Source organism: Caproicibacter fermentans (genome assembly GCF_014303955.1).
GTDB classification, from domain to species: Bacteria; Bacillota; Clostridia; order Oscillospirales; family Acutalibacteraceae; genus Caproicibacter; species Caproicibacter fermentans.
Genome location: NZ_CP060286.1, coordinates 1,564,743 through 1,580,269, shown reverse-complemented (window position 1 = coordinate 1,580,269; position 15,527 = coordinate 1,564,743). Strand labels below are relative to the sequence as shown.

The 15,527-nt window shown below is 52.7% G+C and carries 16 protein-coding genes; 11 read left to right on the top strand and 5 right to left on the bottom strand.

What is annotated here, in order from left to right; translation table 11 throughout:
• Positions 1-7 precede the first annotated feature (7 nt).
• The 4 genes from HCR03_RS07815 to HCR03_RS07800 all read left to right on the top strand — a co-directional run bounded on the left by HCR03_RS07815 (position 8) and on the right by HCR03_RS07800 (position 3,263).
• Positions 8-1,144, top strand: coding sequence for an FAD-dependent oxidoreductase (locus HCR03_RS07815; RefSeq protein WP_156989743.1), 1,137 nt, complete (start codon positions 8-10; stop codon positions 1,142-1,144).
• Between the two features lie 4 nt (positions 1,145-1,148).
• Positions 1,149-2,021, top strand: a complete 873-nt coding sequence (locus tag HCR03_RS07810) for a glycosyltransferase (protein ID WP_187037492.1) — start codon at positions 1,149-1,151, stop codon at positions 2,019-2,021.
• Between the two features lie 53 nt (positions 2,022-2,074).
• Entirely contained in the window at positions 2,075-2,797 is a 723-nt protein-coding gene (locus HCR03_RS07805) for a glycosyltransferase (RefSeq protein WP_187037490.1), read from the top strand.
• Between the two features lie 91 nt (positions 2,798-2,888).
• Positions 2,889-3,263 (top strand): DUF134 domain-containing protein, encoded by a 375-nt coding sequence (locus HCR03_RS07800; RefSeq protein ID WP_066649438.1) that lies wholly within the window; start codon positions 2,889-2,891, stop codon positions 3,261-3,263.
• Between the two features lie 49 nt (positions 3,264-3,312).
• Here HCR03_RS07800 and HCR03_RS07795 read toward each other — a convergent pair whose 3' ends face one another.
• From HCR03_RS07795 to HCR03_RS07775, 5 genes are all read right to left on the bottom strand, one after another.
• A complete protein-coding gene (locus HCR03_RS07795) occupies positions 3,313-4,059 on the bottom strand; it encodes an ABC transporter permease (RefSeq protein WP_187037488.1) in 747 nt (248 codons plus the stop codon).
• A 5-nt stretch (positions 4,060-4,064) separates the two neighbouring features.
• Positions 4,065-4,970: an ABC transporter ATP-binding protein gene (locus HCR03_RS07790; RefSeq protein WP_228725149.1), complete on the bottom strand. Its 906-nt coding sequence runs from the start codon at positions 4,968-4,970 to the stop codon at positions 4,065-4,067.
• A complete protein-coding gene (locus HCR03_RS07785) occupies positions 4,963-5,766 on the bottom strand; it encodes a MerR family transcriptional regulator (protein ID WP_187037486.1) in 804 nt (267 codons plus the stop codon). The genes HCR03_RS07790 and HCR03_RS07785 overlap by 8 nt, the downstream gene beginning before the upstream one ends.
• Positions 5,767-5,855: 89 nt before the next feature.
• Positions 5,856-6,332 (bottom strand): metal-dependent transcriptional regulator, encoded by a 477-nt coding sequence (locus tag HCR03_RS07780; protein ID WP_066649653.1) that lies wholly within the window; start codon positions 6,330-6,332, stop codon positions 5,856-5,858.
• A 100-nt stretch (positions 6,333-6,432) separates the two neighbouring features.
• Positions 6,433-8,148 (bottom strand): methyl-accepting chemotaxis protein, encoded by a 1,716-nt coding sequence (locus HCR03_RS07775; RefSeq protein WP_187037485.1) that lies wholly within the window; start codon positions 8,146-8,148, stop codon positions 6,433-6,435.
• Between the two features lie 201 nt (positions 8,149-8,349).
• Between HCR03_RS07775 and HCR03_RS07770 the strand changes: the two genes are divergently transcribed.
• The 7 genes from HCR03_RS07770 to HCR03_RS07745 all read left to right on the top strand — a co-directional run bounded on the left by HCR03_RS07770 (position 8,350) and on the right by HCR03_RS07745 (position 15,470).
• A complete protein-coding gene (locus HCR03_RS07770; RefSeq protein ID WP_228725148.1) occupies positions 8,350-10,104 on the top strand; it encodes a GGDEF domain-containing protein in 1,755 nt (584 codons plus the stop codon).
• An 85-nt stretch (positions 10,105-10,189) separates the two neighbouring features.
• Complete coding sequence (locus HCR03_RS07765) at positions 10,190-10,975, top strand: zinc dependent phospholipase C family protein (RefSeq protein WP_066649420.1); 786 nt, start codon at positions 10,190-10,192, stop codon at positions 10,973-10,975.
• Between the two features lie 152 nt (positions 10,976-11,127).
• Positions 11,128-11,595, top strand: a complete 468-nt coding sequence (locus HCR03_RS19540; protein ID WP_207727271.1) for a glycosyltransferase family 2 protein — start codon at positions 11,128-11,130, stop codon at positions 11,593-11,595.
• Positions 11,552-12,223 carry a hypothetical protein gene (locus HCR03_RS19535; protein ID WP_207727270.1) on the top strand — a complete coding sequence of 224 codons (672 nt, stop codon included), beginning with the start codon at positions 11,552-11,554 and terminating at the stop codon, positions 12,221-12,223. Before HCR03_RS19540 ends, HCR03_RS19535 begins: the two co-directional genes overlap by 44 nt.
• The gene (locus tag HCR03_RS07755; RefSeq protein ID WP_187037483.1) at positions 12,220-12,846 is read left to right on the top strand and encodes a glycerol-3-phosphate acyltransferase; all 627 of its coding nucleotides are present in this window, start codon (positions 12,220-12,222) and stop codon (positions 12,844-12,846) included. The genes HCR03_RS19535 and HCR03_RS07755 overlap by 4 nt, the downstream gene beginning before the upstream one ends.
• A 301-nt stretch (positions 12,847-13,147) precedes the next feature.
• Positions 13,148-14,572, top strand: coding sequence for a putative bifunctional diguanylate cyclase/phosphodiesterase (locus tag HCR03_RS07750; protein WP_187037480.1), 1,425 nt, complete (start codon positions 13,148-13,150; stop codon positions 14,570-14,572).
• A 67-nt stretch (positions 14,573-14,639) separates the two neighbouring features.
• On the top strand, positions 14,640-15,470 hold the full coding sequence (locus tag HCR03_RS07745) for an MBL fold metallo-hydrolase (protein ID WP_187037478.1): 831 nt from the start codon (positions 14,640-14,642) through the stop codon (positions 15,468-15,470).
• The last annotated feature ends 57 nt before the right edge of the window (positions 15,471-15,527 follow it).

The following is a 15,527-nucleotide window of genomic DNA, read 5'->3' as shown; positions in this document are numbered from 1 at the left end:
AGGGAGCATGGTTTATGACCGCATCATTATCGGAGGGGGAATCTACGGACTCTACGCGGCCCTGCAATGCGGAAGCAGGGGCGAACGGGTGGTTGTGCTGGAATATGAGGATGCGGCATTTCAAAGAGCCACTTTCATCAATCAGGCGCGGGTGCATATGGGGTATCATTATCCGCGTTCGTTTTCCACAGCCGCCAAATCGGCAGCCTATTTTGAGCGGTTCTGCCGCGACTATTCGTTTTGTCTGTTGAAAACCTTTGACCAAATTTATGCGATATCCGCCTCGTTTTCGTGGACAAGCGCCGAGCAGTTTCAAAAATTCTGTCACAGTGCCGGTATTCGTTGCGAGCGGGTGGAACCTGAAAAATTTTTTAAACCAAACCTTTGTGAGGGAGCCTTTCTGACAAAAGAGTATACGTTTGATGCCGCGATGCTGAGAGATTATTTTCTTCATGAAATCGGGCAAACAGATAGTGTGAGCGTGATTTATCACGCCCGGATTCAGGAACTCAGAAAGGAAAACGACTGTTACCGGATGACTCTTGCCGATGGAAGCAACCTGGAAAGCGCGTTTGTGCTGAATACGACCTATGCTTCGGTCAATCAAATTCTGGCAAAGCTGAATTATGAGCCGTTTAAGGCAAAATATGAATTGTGCGAAATCATTTTGTGCAGAGCGGATGAAAAACTGAAAAACGTGGGAATAACGGTTATGGACGGCCCGTTCTTTTCCATTATGCCGTTTGGCAGAACCGGGTATCATTCTCTGACGTCGGTCACGTTTACCCCACATATGACAAATTATGATTCCGTGCCGACGTTTCCCTGTCAGCAGGCCAGCCGCGGCACATGTTCCCCACAGCAGCTTGGAAACTGCAATACCTGCCCGGCCAGTCCGCCAAGCGCCTGGAGCTATATGTCGGGCCTTGCACATAAATATCTGCGAAGCGAATACGGCTTTCAGTACCGGAAAAGCCTTTACTCCATGAAGCCGGTGTTAATGGATTCCGAAATTGACGATTCACGACCCACTGTAATCCGCACTTTTTCCGTCAATCCCACTTTTATCAGCGTTCTTTCCGGTAAAGTCAATACAATATACGATTTGGACGAGGTGTTATTTCATGGCGGCGAGGGAGAATAATTTTGTGTCTGTGGTGATCTATATCTACAATGACGCGGACATCATACAGGACGAGCTTGGAGGAATCCATGAACTGCTGAGCGAAAAGTTCGTGAAATATGAATTGATCTGCGTGAACGACGATTCGACGGATGAAAGCCTGAAACAGATCAGAGATTTCGCGGCAAAAGTAAATGATTGCCCGGTCAGTTTGATCAATATGGGATATTACCACGGAATGGAGGCCGCGATGAAAGCGGGAGTCGACCTTTCCATCGGAGATTTTGTCTTTGAATTCGACAGGATCCCGGTGGACTTTGACCTGTCCTTGATGACGGATATTTTTGAAAAGGCACTGTCCGGCTACGATATTGTCAATGCGCGGCCCCGCAACATGCGAGGAAGAAAATCGATGCTTTTTTATCGGATTTTCAACCTGTTTTCCATCAGCGGCCAAAAACTGGGAACCGAATATTTTCGGCTTTTATCAAGAAGAACGATTAACCGCGTTGACGCCATAGGTCAGACCGTATTCTACCGGAAAGCTGTTTATTCCTCCTGCGGTTTGAAAATGGCAAATATTTTCTATGAAAATCGAATGCTCCCATCTCGTAAATCTAATTCCAAACAGCGAAAAAATAGGCGAAACATGGCGATGGATTCTCTGGTCCTTTTTACGGATCTCGCCTACAAAATTTCTTTTGTTTTCTGTATTTTAATGGCCCTGTTCATGTTGGGAACCGGGGCTTATACGGTCGCCGTTTATTTCGGGCAAAAACGTCCCGTCGAGGGGGTGGGCGCCCCTGATGGGTATGATTTCCGCCGGGTTTTTCGGCGTATTCGGCATTCAGACTATCATTATCAAGTATCTGGAGCTGATCCTTTCCCTTGTGTTTAAAAAGCAGAAATACCTGATTTCATCGATTGAGAAACTGAAATGAGGGAACTGCGATGAGGACAATCCAGATTGTGTTTCCCGTGCTGAACGAAGAACGGCGGTTGAAAAAGGGAATTATGAAGACGGTCGAATACATGGAACAGAATTTTGCGGGAAGGTACCGGTTGATGATTGTCGACAACGGTTCCGAGGATGGCACCGCGGAAATCGCCGGGGAACTGACGCAAATTTACGACCGTGTTTCTTATCTGAGACTGGCGGAAAAGGGTGTCGGTCTGGCCCTCAGGGCGGGCGTTCGGGAGAATACCTGCGACATTGTAGGGTACATGGATATCGACCTTTCCACAAGCCTTGACCACCTGAAAGAGGTGGACCGCGCGTTTCACGATCCGGCGGTTCAGATAGTCAACGGCTCGCGTCTGAGCCGGGACTCCGTCGTGACGGGGCGCAAACCACTGAGAAACCTGACTTCTCATGGATTCCGGCTGATGATGAAGCTGCTTTTCGGCATGAAGATAGACGATGCCCTCTGCGGTTTTAAATTCTTTCGAAGAGAAACGATTGAGAGCCTGATGCCGCACTGCAGCGATACCCCGGGGTGGTTCTACTGCGCCGAGCTTTTGCTGCGTGCGGAACGCGCGGGAATCGTCATCCGCGAGATTCCCGTGACTTGGCAGGATGATTACGATACGACGGTCCATGTGGGCAGGCTCGTTCGCACGTACCTTGCTCAGATGGCCCGCCTGTATGCGGAGTTTCATTTTTACCGCCGATGATCACGGCGGCGGCCGGATTTTTTGACAAACGGCGAATACCTGATATAATGATACATAATATGATTTTGCTGTCCGGTTTGGAGGTGAGACGATGCCGAGACCCAGAAAGTGCAGACGAGTCTGCTGTATGCCGCCGGTCAGCGAGTTTCGTCCGGATGGAACAGAAACCCAAGCGGGGGAACCGCTTCTGATGACGGTGGAGGAATACGAAATTATCCGCCTGATCGACTGGGAGGGCCTCAGCCAGGAACAGGCTGCCGGAGAAATGGGAGTCGCGCGTTCCACGGTGCAGAGAATTTACGGGGAAGCCCGCAAAAAGCTGGCGGACTGCCTGGTAAACGGAAGGCCGCTGAAAATCGGCGGAGGAAGCTACCGCCTGTGTTCCGGCGGCGAGCTTTGCGCCCGGCGCAGGCATTGCTGCCCGTCTCTTCCGGAGCATTCGCCGGATGCGCAACACAAAACATAACTTTGAAAGGCCTCCGATGCCAACCGGGGGCCTTTTTCCGTACCATAATTTAAATTTGTTCGGTTTCCCCTATTTGCCGGAACCGCCAGGTCGCGAGCAAGAACGTCAGAATGCCAAATCCCAAAACCGCCGCCAGGGACAGGAGTCCGTCCAAATCGGTTTGCATCCGATAGGCCAGCCCGTAAAACGATTGCAGCGCATAGGTTGCGGGGAAGATGCGCCCCAGCCATAAAAACGGTTCGGGAAGCATGGAGGAAGGAAACATGATCCCGCTGAACAGAATGGAGGGCATAAAGACCAGCATGGAAATTACGGTGGCCTGCGACTGTCCGCGTGCACAGGACCCGATCAGCATACCGACCCCGATGCTGGCAAACAGGAAAGCCGCGGCCGCGGCAAAGTACAGCGGCGGAGACTGAGGGACCTGTGAGTGAAACAGAACCGGAGAAAGAACATAAATGACGCATGAAACAAGAAACAGGTGCAAGAATGTGCTGACGGAGTGAACGGACAGCACTGCCGATGTCGGAATTCCATTGACTCGGAAGGCACGCAGCGTCCCGGATTCTCTCAGGTGGACAAGCGGCGTCGGGGAACCCATCACTGCGCCCATTGTCGCGGCAAAGATGGTCATGGTGGCGGCGAGGGTTGTTTTCATCTGCGGATTGATGGAGGAAAACACCGCACCCATCACGGCAAAAAAGATCAGGGGCATCATATAAAAACTGAGAAGAAATCCTCTGTCACGCAGATCCATTTTAAACTGAATCATCAGGTAGCGAAAAAAAGCGTTCATATCCGTCAGGCTCCTTTCACAAGCTCCAGAAATCGTTCTTCAAGGCTGGGGCGTTCCACACGAAGGTCATCCACGGAATCCTCCCGATCGGAGATTTGCCGGAACAGCTCGGTGATGGTGAGAACAAGGTCGCGGCATTTCCATTCCAGGTAACCGTCTTTTTCGCGGACAAACGCGGCGCCGCTCAGGTCGGAACCGGGCAGCAGGGAGCCCCTTGCAGTTCTCAGCCGGATCCTGGTTTCTTGATTACCGGCTGCCGTCACTTCTTCGGGCGTGCCGCAGACGGCAATTTTCCCGTTTAATAAAATCGCGATTCTGTCACACAGGTCTTCCGCTTCCGCCATATCGTGCGTGGCCAGCAGGACTGTAACACCCTGTGCCCGAATCTTTCTGATTTTATCATGGAGCAATGCCCGGCTTTGTACATCCAATCCGGCGGTCGGCTCATCCAGAACCACCACTTCCGGATTTTTTACCAGCGCAAGCGCTAGGTTCAGCCGGCGTTTCTGTCCGGTGGAAAGCTGCCGGTATTGCTTTTTCATCAGATCCTGCAGGCCGAACTCCTCAATCAGGCCCTCCGGCGCGGAACCGGACGACCAGGCTTCGGTCAGCTCCAGTGCTTCGCCGACCAGAATGTACTCCGGCAGGGAAGAGGACTGAAGCTGCACGCCCAGTTTTTTTCGCAGAACCGAGGCTTCCCGGAACGGGTCGCAGCCGGCAATCCGGATGTGTCCCGCGTCCGCGCGGCGCATTCCCTCCAGACATTCCAGAGTGGTCGTCTTGCCGGCCCCGTTTGGTCCCAGAAGGCCGAATACTTCGCCCCGGCGGACTTCAAGGTCGGCGCCGTTTACCGCGGTGAACGCGCCGTACCTTTTCACAAGGTTTTGAATACTGACTATGGATTCACTCATGATGGTTTTCCTCCTGTTCAGGCAAATGAATATGATTGCTTTGAAAATAAAAGGTGAGCGCGTCCGCGAGGAAATGATGGATTGCGTCACGGAAATCTTCCGTATCGGCAGGCCAGTTTTTCGTGTCGCTGCCGGCGGACATCAGCGATTTCAGCAGGTCCGCGTCTCCCTGTGTAAACTCCGTTACCATTTCCCACCAGCGCGCGGCAAGGGCCTGCCCTTCCCTGCCTCTTGGATCAGCCCCTTTTTGATGCAGCGTTTTCAACTCATTGAAACGTTCCTCAGCCTTTTCTACAAATTCCTGACTCTGTTCCGACTGTCCGAACCGGTCCTGGATCTTTTTCACCTCTTCTCCGTTGAAATATCGCAGAACAAAGGCGTAGGGATTCCCCTGTTTCATCAGTTTCATTAAAATCATCAGCCGATCGATTCCGACGTCCTGCTGTTCCCCGATTTCACAGATCACGGCGTCAAGCGCGGCGATCATTTTCCGCAGATTCTCCACCTGCCGGGTGAGAATCTCGCGCTGTTCGGTAAACATGGCCTTCAAATTTTCTGCGCCTTTGTTCCGCAGGAGCTTCCTTTCGATCTCTTCCAGAGAAAAACCGAACGATTTTAAAAACAGAATCTGTTGTAGTTTGATGACGTCGTCGCGGGTATACATTCTGCGCCCGCCCTCGCTTAACATCGCTTTCAGCAGCCCCGTTCTGTCGTAGTACTGGAGCGTTCTCACGGTTACTCCCACAAGTTCGGAAAGTTCTCCAATTGTAAAATACTGCTTTTTTGGTTCATTCATATTGCATCGTCTCCTGACAAATTCAAGTTTACTACATTACGTAACGTCATGTGCAAGAGCTTAAAAAAAGACGCCCTTTTCGGGCGCCGTTAAAGGCGGCTTTTAAATTCGGTAAATCTTTTCCGCGATTCTGGGTCGGACTGAAAGAACTCCAGCATGGTTTTAAGGCACGCAACTGTTTTTTCACTGAGCGAATGCTCAATCAATTCGGTTTCTTCCAGAGAATCGCTGCTCCCCGCCAGCAGCAGAAACTGTTCGACGGTATTATGGCGTTCCAGCAGGTATTCACCCGCATTGAGCCCCGCTTCCGTCAAAAGTATAATTTCATACCGGTCGTATTTTAAATAACCCATTTCTGCGAGCTTCATCATCATTTTTGAGGCGGAAGACGGCTTCACATGCAGCAGCTCCGACAGCCTGCCGACCCGCGTATAGCCGTCTTTGCTGCACAGACGGAAAATCATTTCCAAATAATCCTCCATCGCGGGCGTCAGCTGCCCCTCCTTCTGGCTGATCAACTGGTATCCCCGGAAGGTGCGAAATTCGGCTTTCTGTTCATGGTTCATCAAATCAGATCCTTCCGTGTAGTCAATACAATATATTCCAAACACGTTTGGATTCAGAACACATGATTTAGCCGAATGAAAACATTTTGCCTTTTTTCCCTCAGACCTCGTCCGCTTTCAGGCGAAGCTGACTCAGCAGCTGCCGGAGCAGTTCCGACTGCCCGGAAAGCTCTTCTCCGGCCGCGGCGCTTTGAGACGACAAATCCGCGTTTGCCCTGACCACCGCGCCGACCTGTCTTGCGGCCAGCGCCGCCTGCTTGGATTCTTCCGCCTGATCTTTGAAAGCGGCGGTTATTTTCCCGATGCTTCCGTTGATTCTTACGAATCTGTCTGTGGCTTTTTCCAGTTCAAAGGCCGTTGCTTTCGCTTTTTCGCAGCCCTCTCCGATTCTCTGCACGGAGTCTCCGATCAGAAGGTTTGTCTGTTTTGCGGCGGCTGCCGTTCGCTCCGCGAGCGAACGCACCTCCGCGGCGACAACCGTGAAACCGCGGCCCGCGCTGCCGACCCTTGCCGCTTCTACGGATGCATTCAGCGCGAGAAGATTGGTTTGGAACGCGATGGAATCGATCTGCGACAGAACCAGCCGCATCTGTTCGGCGGAGCTTCGGATTCCCTCCATGATCTCAAGAAGCTGCTTCATTTGACGGTCGCTCTCCGTAACGCTCATCAGGGCGGCGCCTGTGTCTTTTGAAATTCTGGCAATATCATCCGCGTTTTCTCTTGCCTCTTGGTGAATCGCGCTGACGGCGTCCGTCAGGCGCGCAACGCCGTTGCTTTGATCGTCGGCGCCCCGGGCGACCGCCTGCGCGCTTTCCGAAACCTGCGCCGCGCCGATTTCAATTTGGCCTGCCGAGCAACTGATCTGTGAGAAGGAGCCGCCGATCGTATTGCGCAGAAGGTTGACGGAACGGGTCAGCGGGGCGAAATCGCCCGGAAAGTCCGGCAGATCCTCTGCGGTAAAATCCCCTTCCGAAAGGCTTTTGAGGGCGGCGGCAATCTGCGAAACAGAAAGCTGAAGCCGGCGGAAAGATGCGTTCAGAGAATCGGCAAGATCGCCGATTTCGTCCCGTTCCGCGTAGGAAATCACCTGGCCCAGGTCGCCGTTTGAAAACTGCCGTGCGGTTTTTGAAATAGCCGCGAGAGGCTGGCCGATGGAACGGGAAAATCGAATGCCGAAGCACAGGGAGGCGGCCACCACGCACAGTGAGAAGACACCCTGAATCAGAAACAGAGCCCGGGTCTTTCGCCGGGCGCCGTCCTCCGCGCCGGCGGCGGCACGGTTTTGAATCTCCATGAAATTCTGGTAATGCTGCAAAATGGTATCTTCCGGAGCGACGGAGTTCTGCAAAAGGCTGTCCGCCTGGGCCAACTGGTTGCTGTCGGCCGCTTTCAGGGAACCGGTGATATCCGGCTCGAATTCCTGCTGAAACAGCTTTGAAGCCGCCGTCAGTTCCGCTGCGGCGCTTTCCTCCTGTTCCGCTTGCAGCAGCTTCGCTTCGTAAGAGCGGTACGCGGCCAGATTCTTCTCAATGGACTTTTGATCCGCTTCGAACAGCTCGGAATTGTGAAAATTGATTACGGCGTCCCGCGCCGCCGACTCGATTCTTGAAAGGCTTGTCATTGCGCGGGCGGCGACCGGCAGGCGCTGCGCCATCCGGTTGGAGTCGGAGACCGCCGAATTTGCCGCGCTCGTTCCGTAAATTCCCATGGCGGCCACAACCGCGGAGGCAGCCGAGACCGCGCAGAACGCGAACACCAGCTTTAAGGTGATGCCGCGGCGCTTTTCTTGTCTTTTCCGCACTGTTTTTTTTATCATATTTACAATTTCTCCTTATCCCTTTTCTGCAATCAGTATACCGTGATAAATGGAAGAGTCAGTTAAGATTGCGTTCAGGAATTGTTAGAAAATGAGAAAAGTTTTAACCTTCTTTTTACGTGCTGTTAACAGGAAAAATATCCCGATGAATTATAATAGGCACGAATCGGATCGAAAAGAAGCGGAAAGAAAGGGATCAAAGTGGACGAAAAGCTCACCGAAGACCTTAACAGGATTATTGACGGGGAATGCATCAAAACCGTTTTTCAGCCGATCGTTTCGCTGCGGGACGGTTCCTCTTTGGGGCACGAGGCCCTCAGCCGAATGACCTGTGACACGAGCATTCGCAATCCAGAGCAGCTGTTTCAGGCGGCGGGCGAAAGCGACCGGCTGTGGGACCTGGAACTGCTCTGCCGCACGACCGCCCTGAAAACCGCTTTTTTGAACTCGGAACACGCGGCTTATGAGAAAAAGCTGTTCCTGAACGTGAATCCGAACATTATGCACGACGATAAGTTCCGCCAGGGCTTTACGTGCCAGTACTTAAAGCAATACGGCATCCGGCCTGAAAATATTATTTTTGAGATTACGGAACGCAACGCGGTTGCCGACATGCAGGGATTCGTCGGTACGGTGGAGCATTACAAGGGTCAGAATTACCATATCGCGGTGGACGATGCCGGCGCGGGTTATTCCGGGCTGAATCTGATCGGCGACATCCGTCCGCATTATATCAAACTCGATATGAACCTGATCCGCGGAATCGACCGCGACAACATCCGCTACGCTCTGGTGAAAAGCATGGTGGAACTTTCCCAGACGGCCGGTATCTGCCTGATCGCGGAGGGGGTCGAGACCCGGCGGGAGCTGGTTACGCTGGTGGACCTTGGCGTTCAGTACGCGCAGGGATATTTTCTTTGCAGGCCGGATGAGGAGATACGGGACGCAGACCCGGCTGTGAAAGACCTGATTCTCGAGCTGAACCGCAGAAAAAAGCATGTGCTTGGGACCCAGGCCAGCAATATTTACATCTCGAATATCTGCACGCCCACCCAAACGATCCCTCCGGAAATGAAAGTGGAGACGGTATTTGACAAGCTGAAAAACGACCCGGACGCCTTCGGATGCTGTGTGGTGAAGGACGGGGCGGTTCTGGGAGTCGTGACAAAATCCCATTTTGTTCTGCAGCTCAGCGGGCGGTACGGCTTCAGCCTGCACCAGAATAAGCCGGTTTCCTTTTTAATGGATACCGATTTTTTATCCGTGGAATCCACCACGCCGATCAACGCGGTTTCCAACGCGGCCATGTCGCGCCCGCCGGAAAAGCTCTACGACTTTATCGTGGTCACGCGCGACGGGAAATATCTGGGGACCGTCACCATCAAAGACCTTTTGCAGAAAACTACGGAAATCGAAGTGGTCAACGCAAAATATCAGAATCCTTTGACGGGGCTGCCGGGGAACGTGCTGATCGAGCATAAGATCAGCCAATGCCTGGCGTGTGAAAAGCCTTACTGTGTGATTTATTTTGATATAGATAATTTCAAGGCATATAACGATGTGTATGGGTTTGAAAACGGGGATTCCGTGATCAAACTGCTTGCGGATGTTCTTCAGGAACACCTTCCGAACGACCAGTTTGTCGGCCATGTGGGCGGTGATGATTTTGTCGCCGTAATGCAGTGCGAAGCGGGCCGGGAATACTGTGAGCGGGTTATCGGGGATTTTCGGCAAAGAATCCTGAAATTTTACAATCCGCAGGATGTTCGGAACGGGTACATCATAGCGGAGAACAGAAAGGGCAGAAGGGAAAAATTTCCTCTGATTTCCATTTCCGCCGCGGGAATTCTGGACCGGAACGCCCGGTTTCACGACCGGCTTGAGCTGACGGAAGAGCTGGCAAGACTGAAAAAGAAAAGTAAACAGCAAAAAGGAGACAGTATTTGCTGGCTGTAAATCCATTCCTTTTCAAAAAATTAACAAGTTGTTAATAAAGCTCATGTATAATTTGTATTAACGCCTTGAAAAGGAGAGGAATTGTTTGCCGGGACTTTACGCGCATTTTTTATTCGGATTGAAAGTGAAGGACTTGCTGCCGGAAGATTTACTGCGTGTGGTCGAGGACCATCGGGAAGAATATCTTTTGGGACTTCAGGGCCCCGACCTTTTGTTCTATTATCATCCGCTGCGCAGAAAGCCGGTCACGGGTGTGAAAATTCATTGGGAGCCGGCCTCCGGTTTCATGGAAAATGCGGCCAGCGTGCTGCGGGAAAACAGCGGTGATGCCGGCCGGCTGGCATATATCATCGGCTTTATCTGTCATTTTACACTGGACAGCGGCTGTCATCCGGTGATCCGGGAATTTATGAAGCAGGACGGACTGTCGCATGCGGCGATCGAGACGGAATTCGACCGCCTGCTGATGCGTCGGCAGCGCGTGGACCCCAACCTGTTTTCCCCGAAACCGCTGATTCCAAAGGGCAGCGGCGCGACAGCCTGCGCCGTACCGTTTTATCCGGATGCGGTACATAAACAGCTTGACCGCAGCCTGTTTTTTATGAGGTGCTGCCTTTCCGTTCTGTATTCACCCAGAAAAACACTGAAGAAGGCATTGAAAATTCTGATTTTTATCACGGGATTTTCCAAAAAGGGAAAGGGGCTGGTCGCGGGGAGTGCTCCGGACCCGGAATGCTCGCAGGCGGTGGACCATCTGCTTTTTGTTTTTTCTGACGCTCCGGCGACGGCATTGGAGCAGATCGAAAATTTTCTCAGCGCTGTTGAAGGAGACGTGCCGCTGAACGAGCGGTTCGAAAGGAATTTTGAATAGGAGTCTGCTTGAACCCCCGGCGGGAGATGCCGGGGATTTTACTTTTTTAGGGACAAATCTGTGATTTTGTCTGTTGTAATATTTGGTAAAGAATCATATAATGGAAATAAGGTTATACATAGAAAGATACTTGGTTGGAAAGGAAGAGGTACATGCCGGTTTTTTTGCTTCTTTTCCTGGAATGCTTTACGGGATTTGTTTTATACGCGCGAATGCGGCTGCCGATCAGCAGCAGTCCCTTTGACCGTACGGTCTCGGTGATCATTCCGGCACGTAACGAAGAACGGAATCTACCGCTTTTGCTGGAATCTCTACAGCGGCAGACCCGGCGGGCGGACGAAGTCCTTGTCATTGACGATTTTTCCTCCGACCGGACCGCTGATGTCGCCGAGCGGTTCGGTGCGACCGTGGTCCACAGCGCCCCGCTGCCCGAGCATTGGACGGGAAAAAACTGGGCTGTTTGGAACGGGTACCTGAAATCCACCGGCGAGATCCTTGTCTTTCTGGACGCCGACGTTCGCCTTGCGCCGGACGCACTAAAGTCTCTTCTGGCACAGCGGGAAAGGTCGGGCGGGGGTGATTTCCGTCGTTCCTTATCATACTGCGGAAAAATTCTATGAAAAATTATCGCTTGTTCTGTGTCTGCTTGGGATCTTTGCGTTCACTTCCCCGTTTGAACGAAAAAGCCAGACAAAAGGACTGTACGGCTCCTGCATTGTGGCTGCAAGAAAGGATTACCAAAAAATCCATGGTCACAGCGGCGTAAAGGCCGAGCTGCTGGAGGATATCAATCTTGGAAAGCGATTCTGCGAAGCCGGTGTTCCAGTGTGCACCTATCTCTCCAACCGTTTGGTTTCGTTTCGCATGTATCCGAACGGAATTTTCAGTGAGCTGCAGGGTTTTGCGAAGGGCGCGATGCCGGGGGCTGCGACGCTGAAACCTGAGACGATTGCGCTGATTGTGTGCTGGCTGGTCGGATTGATCTGTTCCGGAGCGGCGCCCGTTCTGATTCTTCTGAAAAACCCGCTGGCGGTTCCGTTCGCCGCGGGTTATCTGCTTTACGCGGTTCAGTTTCTGTACTTTCGAAAAGATACGGGCCGATATGGCTTGCTGATGCCGCTTCTGCATTTTATTTCCACACTTTTCTTCCTGGTCTCGGTTTTGTATTCCCTATACAGGCTGAAAGCAAAGGGCAGCTTTACCTGGAAGGGACGGGATATCCCGGTCGGGAGGGGGCGGGACGGATGACGTTTTTCTGTTTCGCCGCCGCTTTCGGCTGCGGTTCCCTGATGTTTTCCTATTGGCTGGGGCTTCTGGCGGGAAAAAACATTCAGAAAACCGGCGACGGGAACCCGGGAGCGTTTAATCTGTGGAACGCCGCCGGGTACCGGCTTGGGTTGCTGGGGATTCTGCTGGATTTTATGAAGGGATATTTGCCTGTCCTTTTTCTCATTCATTCGACTGCCCGGGAAAACCCGTATTTTGTGCTGCTTCTGTTTGCTCCGATACTGGGTCACGCGTTTTCCCCGTTTTTAAAATTCAGGGGCGGAAAGTCCATCGCGGTGACGTTCGGCGTCTGGAGCGCGGCGACCGGGTTTGAGGTTTCTTTTGTCTACGCGGTCATTCTGGCCATTTTGGCGATTCTCGCGAGGCTGATTGCCCATGGCCGTCCACCGTCTTCGGAAGCGGACGGCTTTATGGTGGTGTTCGGGCTTTTATTGACGGGGGGATACCTGTACCTGAAAGAGTTTCCACTTTTATACTTTCAGCTTTGGGGGATAAATCTGGCGCTCTTCCTCGTTCTGAACCGCGTGAAGCTGTTTCGCCTTTATAAGACCTTTTCGGACGAATGGCGGGAAAAGCAAATCTGACTTACCCCAAAAGAGGCTCCCGCGGCCTCTTCGCCCGGGGCAGGAGAGAACCCTTGGAACGGTATTCGGAGGAGATTCAGAGCAAAAAGGCACCGTTTCATCGATCGAACGGTCTGGAGACGGTGGTGTCTTGATTTTCCGGGGTTCGGACGTTATATCGGCCAGCCCGACAGTATTTGCATGGAAAAAATTGTGCTGAATCGATGACGGAGGAACCCCGCGGGGCGGGCTTTTCACGAATTCAAAATGAATAAAATCCTTTCTCCGGTAAAAATTAACAGGGAAAGGATGGTGCAGGGCGGTGAAATTCAATCGAAGCCTGAACGTTTTGAGCCCGGTGCTTACGGCGGCGGGGATTTTTGCTTTGTTTACGGCGCAAAAGAGCAGAAAAGGCCTGAACCACAGGTTGGAAGCAGCGTCAAATGAAGACCCCGTCACAGGCGGTGCGAACGAACGGAAATTTCTGGCGGAGGCAGGCAGTCTGCTCAGGTCCGCCGAAAATAAAAATTACGCGGTAATCGCTTTTCATGTGCGGGGATTCCGGGGAATCAACGAAGTGTTCGGCTATCGCAACGGCACGAGGGTGCTCCACGGAATTCATTGGGTTTTTATGAGACATACGGAAGAAGGCGAGCTGAGCGCTCACGTTTACGCCGACCGTTTCCTGCTTCTGTTGTCTTTTCAAGACAGAGAAGAACTGTGCTTGCGAATTAAAAATATTTGCGCCGACCTCAAAAATACCATTGAGTTTTATGGGATTCATTACGAGCTTTCTCCGGCTTTCGGAGTCTGCGAGTGCCCTGAGGCGGGCACGGCGGATGTCAGGGAGCTTGTCAACCGCGCCGTAATTGCATTGAAAACCGGTCGAACTTACGAGAAACTTCCCTGCGCCTTTTATGACGAACAGATACGAACAAGGCAGATTACGCTGAAAAATATGGCGGACCGTCTGTCGCCCGCGATGCAGAACCGGGAATTTGTTGTTTATTATCAGCCGAAGTATTCCGTCGCGGAGGAAACGCTCTTCGGCGCGGAGGCCTTGGTGCGGTGGCGGACGAACCCGCAGACCCTTGTTCCGCCGGGTGAGTTTATCCCTGAATTTGAACGAACCGGGAAAATCGCGGAGCTGGACCGCTATGTATTCCGGCAGGTTTGCAGCGACATCCGGAAGTGGATGGACGAGGGGAGGGAGCCTGCTCCGGTTTCCGTCAACTTGTCGCGCGTGAATCTGCTTGATTTCTCTATTGCGGAGGAATACCGCGCTCAGGCGGCAAAATTCGGCGTGCCGGCCGGTCTGCTGGAGCTCGAGGTGACGGAAAGCGCGTTTGCGCAGGACGGCCCTGCTTTGGAAGCGGCAATGAAAAAGCTGACCGACGCGGGTTTTTCCCTGTCGATCGACGATTTCGGTTCGGACTACTCTTCGTTGAAAATGCTTTATGACGTTCCGGCACAGACCTTGAAACTGGACCGGGAATTTTTAAACGGACTGAATTCCGGCGAGCGCGGCAGAGCGGTTGTTTCCGCGGTGACGGGGCTTGCGAAAAAGCTGCATATGACGGTGGTCGCCGAAGGCGTGGAGACGGAGGAGCAGCTTGAATTTTTAAAAAAAATCCGGTGTGCGGCGGCGCAGGGCTATTATTTTTCTCTCCCCCGTGCCGGAGGAGCAGTACGCGGCTTTGCTGCCGGCCGCGGAAAAGCGGGCGGCCCACGCCGATTTCTATGGTAACCGTGAAAATTCCGCGGTATAATAGAAACGTAGGAAATTTATCGAAACAAGGGAAAGGAGATACGGCATGCTGCAATTCCGAATCCTCTGCAACAATTATGTCTCCCGCGGCCGCCTGCTTGCGGAACACGGTCTCTCTCTCTGGATTGAGCGGAACGGGACGAGCATTTTATTTGACGCCGGGCAGACGGACGTATGGCTGCGAAACGCCCATACGCTCGGACTGAAACCGGAATCCGCCAACGCGGTCGTTTTAAGCCACGGGCATTACGACCACTGCGGGGGGCTTGAGTATTTCCCGTTTCGGGAGAGCGGCGCGATGGTCTATGTCACCCCCCAGGCTTTTCAGAAAAAGCTGACCCTGGACGCGAACGGCGCGTATCGGGATATCGGAATGCCGTGGAGGCTGGGCGACTCGCCGGAGTCCGAAGGCCGGGTCGCAAGCACGGAGGGCAAGACGGAAATTCTGCCGGGAGTCTGGACGCTTGGGAATATCGGAAGCTATAATTCTTTCGAATCCGTACAGGACTGCTTTTTCACGGAAGAAGGCGCGAAAAGGGTTCCGGACCATATGGAGGACGAGCAGATTCTCGTGGTGAAAGACGGGGACGGCCTTGCCGTCTTTTCCGGATGCAGCCATCGGGGTGTCGTCAACTGCGTGGAACATGTGCGGGCGTGTTTTCCGGGCAGGAAAATTCGTTCGCTGGTCGCGGGAATGCATCTGAACGGAGAAGGGCCGGAACGGATTCAAAAAGCTTTGGAGTATTTTTCGCAGTCCGACCTCCAAAAGGTGATTCCGCTTCACTGTACCGGTATCACCGCCTCCGCACAGCTGAAAGAGGCTCTGGGAAGCCGGTGCGTTCTGGGCGCGGCCGGGGATAAAATCGATCTGTCCTGAAACGGTTGCCTGCGTTTCACTCTTGACGGGGGAACGTCGGCATTGTATAATAAACTA